This is a genomic window from Mycobacterium sp. TH-M25 (assembly GCF_057473665.1).
Genome location: NZ_JBYCLA010000237.1, coordinates 1 through 4,944 on the forward strand (window position 1 = coordinate 1; position 4,944 = coordinate 4,944).

The 4,944-nt window shown below is 66.8% G+C and carries 5 protein-coding genes and 1 pseudogene; 2 read left to right on the forward strand and 4 right to left on the reverse strand.

The window, feature by feature from the left end:
* Nucleotides 1-402, reverse strand: a pseudogene (locus AC2VOU_RS07865) (PE-PPE domain-containing protein); the annotation flags it as partial.
* A gap of 164 nt (nt 403-566) precedes the next feature.
* On the opposite strand from AC2VOU_RS07865, the gene AC2VOU_RS07870 reads away from it, so the two are divergent.
* A complete protein-coding gene (locus AC2VOU_RS07870) occupies nt 567-1,358 on the forward strand; it encodes a hypothetical protein (RefSeq protein ID WP_486956868.1) in 792 nt (263 codons plus the stop codon).
* Between the two features lie 48 nt (nt 1,359-1,406).
* Here the strand turns inward: AC2VOU_RS07870 and disA are convergent, their stop codons facing one another.
* From disA to AC2VOU_RS07885, 3 genes are read right to left on the reverse strand one after another with little or no spacing between them, the layout of a single operon-like run.
* Entirely contained in the window at nt 1,407-2,519 is a 1,113-nt protein-coding gene (gene disA, locus AC2VOU_RS07875) for a DNA integrity scanning diadenylate cyclase DisA (protein ID WP_486956869.1), read from the reverse strand.
* Nucleotides 2,519-3,949, reverse strand: coding sequence for a DNA repair protein RadA (gene radA, locus AC2VOU_RS07880; protein ID WP_486956870.1), 1,431 nt, complete (start codon nt 3,947-3,949; stop codon nt 2,519-2,521). The genes disA and radA overlap by 1 nt, the downstream gene beginning before the upstream one ends.
* Nucleotides 3,950-3,979: 30 nt before the next feature.
* Nucleotides 3,980-4,549 carry a copper chaperone PCu(A)C domain-containing protein gene (locus tag AC2VOU_RS07885; protein ID WP_486956871.1) on the reverse strand — a complete coding sequence of 190 codons (570 nt, stop codon included), beginning with the start codon at nt 4,547-4,549 and terminating at the stop codon, nt 3,980-3,982.
* A gap of 321 nt (nt 4,550-4,870) precedes the next feature.
* On the opposite strand from AC2VOU_RS07885, the gene AC2VOU_RS07890 reads away from it, so the two are divergent.
* Nucleotides 4,871-4,944, forward strand: a 74-nt coding sequence (locus tag AC2VOU_RS07890) for a CarD family transcriptional regulator (RefSeq protein WP_486956872.1), incomplete at its 3' end; no start/stop codon positions are given.

Below are 4,944 nucleotides of genomic sequence, written 5' to 3' on the forward strand. Positions count from 1 at the left end.
GGCGCTGAAAGCGCCGGGATTCGTGGCGAATTCGTTCTGCACGGCCAGCACGACGTCGTCGGCGGCGGTGAGACTGCTGGGCCCCTGCTGGATCAGTTCGGGCGTGGTCAACACCTGTAACGGCGCCGCGCACGGGTCGGTCGCGACCATGTCGCAGACCGTGGAGGAGGTCGCGCCATCGTCAAAGCCCAGCGCGTGCAGATACACGTTCTCGGCGGTCTGCGCGAAGGCGGTCGACGGCGTCGGTTCGGTGGTCCCACCGAGGATGATTGCCGTGTCGCTGCCCGCGAGTGGACCGAGCAGCGTGTCATCGGCGTGGGCAGCCTGACTGGCCACCAGCCCGGAGAGACCGGTCATCAGGCCAACGGCGGCGACTTTCGCGAGCACTCGGTATCCGTTCATATCTTCTTCTTATATGAAGCCAAGCCTGTATTTGTGGATTTCTTCATCGTGGCCGACGAAAGCTCGGGCTGGTGTGCTTCGGGAGCAGGGCTCGCCGCCACTATCTGGGCGACACGCCGGGCCGGGTCGACGCTGTCGGTGTGACCTGGCCTTATCGTGTGAACGTGCTGGATCTGGAACCGCGAGGCCCGCTGCCGCCGGAGATCTACTGGCGACGCCGGGGATTGGCGATCGGCGTCGCGGTCGTGGTGGTTGCCATCGTCGTGGCGATCGTCGTGGCCGTGATGAGCGGAAGTGCCGGCGCGAACACCTCGAACGCCGCCAAGAAGCCGAGCCAAAGTGCGCAGGGAGCGAACCCGGAGGTCAAAACTCAGGTCGAGGCGCCGGCGGCCGGTCAAGACGCCGGTCAGCCACCGGAGACACCCACCGCGGCCGTCCTGCCGCCGCCGGTGCTCAATGTAGGCGACGACTGCCCGGACTCCACGCTGGCTGTCAAGGGCTTGACCAACGCGCCCCAGTACGCCATCGGCGACCAGCCGAAGTTCGTCATGGTCGTGACTAACATCGGGCTGGTGGCCTGCAAGCGCGATGTCGGCGCCGCCGTGCTGGCAGCCTACGTCTACTCGTTGGACAACAAGCGGTTGTGGTCGAACCTGGACTGTGCGCCGTCCAACGAGACTCTGGTCAAGACATTCGCCCCCGGTGAGCAGGTGACCACCGCCGTCACCTGGACCGGGATGGGATCGGCCCCGCACTGCCCGCTGCCCAGGCCGGCGATCGGGCCCGGCACCTACAACCTGGTCGTGCAGTTGGGAAACCTTCGCTCGCTTGCGGTTCCGTTCATCATGGCTCCGCCGCTGCCTCCCGGCGCCGCGCCGCCTCCGCCTCCCGGGTTGCCCGGACCAGCGCAGGGGCCCGGCCCGTTGCCTGGGCCGGCGCCCGCTCCCGGCGGCTGATGCCCAGGACGCTGCTGATGCAGTGGCCCGCGCTCGGCATCACCGCGCCTAGCTGAGCGGATCTCCGATCGTCGATTCGGCCAACTGGGACAAGCCTTCTCGTACTTGGCGAGCCCAGATCTCGCCGATTCCCTCGACAGCTTCGAGGTCGCCCGCGCTGGCGGCCAACAGCCCCTGCAGCGATCCGAATTCGCGGACCAACCGGTCGGCGTGGGCGAACTGGAGACGCGGGATTTCCGACATGGCCCGGTAGCCGCGTGAGCTCACCGCCGAGTCCTGCGCCTCTGCTGTCGACGGATAGCCGAAAACCCTTGCTATGGTGGTGAAGTCGAGCAGTTCGGCGTCGGACATGGCATCCAGTTCGTCGAGCGTGGTGGCGACCTCGGCCTTGGACAGCGGCTCGGGATTGGCGTGGTAGTCCCGCACGATCAGTTCGCGCGAAGCATCGTTGCCGCCCAGCAGTTCTTCCAGCTGCAGACGCAACTGGCGTCCGTCGGTGCCCAACTCGACGACTTCGTAGTCCAGTTCCACCCCGATCCGGCGGACCAGCTCGAGCCGCTGCACCACCGTCATCACGTCGCGCAGCGTCACGAAGTCCTCGATCTCGGCGCGCGACAGCTGCCTGCTGACCTCGTCGAGGCGCGCTTTGTAGCGCTCGAGCGTGGCGATCGCCTGGTTGGCCCGCGACAGGATGGTCGACGAGTCGGCCAGCACGTGTCGTTCACCGCTGAAGTAGACGGTCACGATGCTCATGGAATGGCTGACCGAGATCACCGGGTAGCCGACCTGGCTGGCGGCGCGCTCGGCCGACCGATGCCGGGTGCCGGACTCGTCGGTGGGTATCGACGGGTCGGGAACCAGTTGCACATTGGCCCGCAGGATCTTGCTGCCGTCGGTGGACAGCACCACCGCGCCGTCCATCTTGCACAGCTCGCGAAGCCTCGTCGGGGCGTAGCGAACATCCAGCGAGAAGCCGCCGTCGCAGATGGCCTCCACGTTGTCGTCGTAGCCGAGAACAATCAGGGCGCCGGTGCGGCCGCGCAGGATACGTTCCAGGCCGTCGCGTAGCGCGGTACCCGGCGCCAGGCGCGCAACCGCCTCATGCAGGGTGGGACGCTCCTGCGGCGTCGAGCCGTTGTTCGTTGCTTTGCCGACCGTCATCACAACTCATTGTGCTCCGGGGGCGCGGAGTCCAATCGATGTGGTGGTGCGGGCGCAGTGCCGCGTTGCTCGGTGAGGTTGAGGACGTGCTGCAACGCCGCACCGATGTGCGGCGCCTGCAGTGTCTTGAGCCCCGGCGGCACGCTGCCGGCGCCGGACGGGATCAGCGCCGTGGTGAACCCCTGCCGGGCCGCTTCGGCCAGTCGGCGTTCCATGCCGTTGACCCGCCGCAGATCGCCAGCCAGCCCCACTTCGCCGATCATCACGGCGGTCGCCGGCAGCGGCAGGTTGGCATAGGCCGACGCGAGGGCCACCGCGACCGCCAGGTCCGAGGACGGGTCGGTCAGTCGCATACCGCCCACGGTGGACAGATAAATGTCGTTGACGGCGATCTTGAGCCGGGCGTGCTTTTCCAGTACCGCGGCGATCATCGAGGCGCGCGAGTGGTCGATCCCACTGACCGCGCGGCGCGGTGAGCCGCCCGATGGCGTTGCCAGCAGCGCCTGGATCTCGCCGACCAACGGTCGCTTGCCGTCGAGGGTCACCGTGATCGCGGTACCGGCGACCGGCTGTGGCCGCTGATCCAGGAAGAGCCCAGACGGATCGGTGATGCCCTCGATTCCATTGTCTTGCAACAGAAAACAGCCGACTTCGTCCGCGGCGCCGAATCGGTTCTTCACCCCCCGCACCATTCGCAGCACCGAATTGCGATCGCCTTCGAAATGCAGCACCACGTCGACTAGGTGCTCGAGCGAGCGTGGGCCGGCGATGGCGCCGTCCTTGGTGACGTGGCCGACCAGAATCAGCGGCACACCAGTGGTTTTCGCCGCAGCGGTCAGCGCGGTGGTGACCGCGCGTACCTGCGTCACGCCCCCGGCGACGCCGTCGCTGTCGGAGCTGGTCATGGTCTGCACGGAGTCGACGACGACCAGCGTCGGCTGGACGGCCTCGATGTGGCCGAGCACGGCGTGCAGATCCGAATCGGCGGCCAGGTATAGCTCGTCGTGGCTGCAGCCGGTACGGTCGGCGCGCATCCGGATCTGGCCGCGCGACTCCTCGCCGGACACGTACAGGGCGCGCCGTCCGGACGCCGCCCACTGGTGGGCGACCTTGAGTAGCAGTGTCGACTTTCCCACGCCTGGATCACCGGCGAGCAGCGTGACCGATCCCGGCACGACGCCGCCGCCCAGGACGCGGTCGAGTTCATCAATTCCGGTGGGGCAGTGGCGGGTCCCGTCTGGCTCTACTGAGCTGATCGGGACGGCGGCCGATGATGGGCTCACGATCGAGCGGCTACCGCCCCGTACGGCGCTGAGGACAGCAACCTCGTCGACCGAGCCCCAGGTGCCGCATTCCAGGCACCGACCGACCCATTTGGCGGTGACATGGCGGCACTCCGAGCAGCGATACTGCGAACGTGCCTTGGCCACCCCGTGACGGTATCCGGCGGGTGTGACAGCTCAGCGGAGGGTGGGGATCTGAGCTTCCGGCGCCGAAATCGGCACCGCCACGTTGACGCTGCCGGCCTTCTCGAAGGTGAAGGTGAAGTTGTAGTTCGGGCCGTTTGTGATCGGCTTGCTCAACGCGATCGTGGCCTTGACCGTATCGGCGTTCTCGACGGCGTCGTCGGCCTTCTTGGGCTGGTCGTTCTGCGTGCCGACGAACAGCACTCCACTGGCGTGCAGGGTCGAATCGCCGGTGACGGTCACCTTGCCGATGTCGGTCGTGATACCGACGAGCTTGTCGGCGACGTCCGGTGACTGGTTGGTGGCGACCAGCACCAGGTCGACCGTGGCTCCCGGGCGCAGAAAGTCACCGGTCTGCAGCGCTTGGATGCGCACATTGCGCAGCGCGACGTTTTTGACCGTCGCCTGGCTGCCGTCGACGGCAGACTGCTGCATGGCAGTCTGCGAGAGCTGGCCGGTGCCGCACCCAGCGAGCATGGCAGCGCCCATCGCGGCGGCTGCGGCAAGCCAGGCGAGCTTTGCCGAGCCGCGAGATCTCGGGACGCGGTAGTCGAAGCGATTCACTCAAAGCCTCCTGCTGGGCCCTCGAACACCTGCGGTTCGACTATGCACAGTAGTAGGTCGGTCGGGCCGGTGGAAGCTGAGGGCGCCGATGGCGCAAGCAAGCGGTTGGAACAGCGCAGTAGCTCCTGACGTGAGACGAACAGCACGCCGGATAGGGCTTGCGCACAGCGTCGAACAGGTCCTCGAAAGGCCGTCGTGTTGCACGAATTTCGCGGTCTGTCAAGCCCCTCTGCGTGCGCGCGGTGCCCCTGACCTGCATTGTTGTTCCACGCTCGTCGGCGCGGCGTGTTATCATAGAACGACGAAAGGGGCTCGAAACTGATGAATTTTGAGGTCGGAGACACCGTTGTCTATCCACACCACGGTGCTGCGTTGATCGAGGCGATCGAAACCCG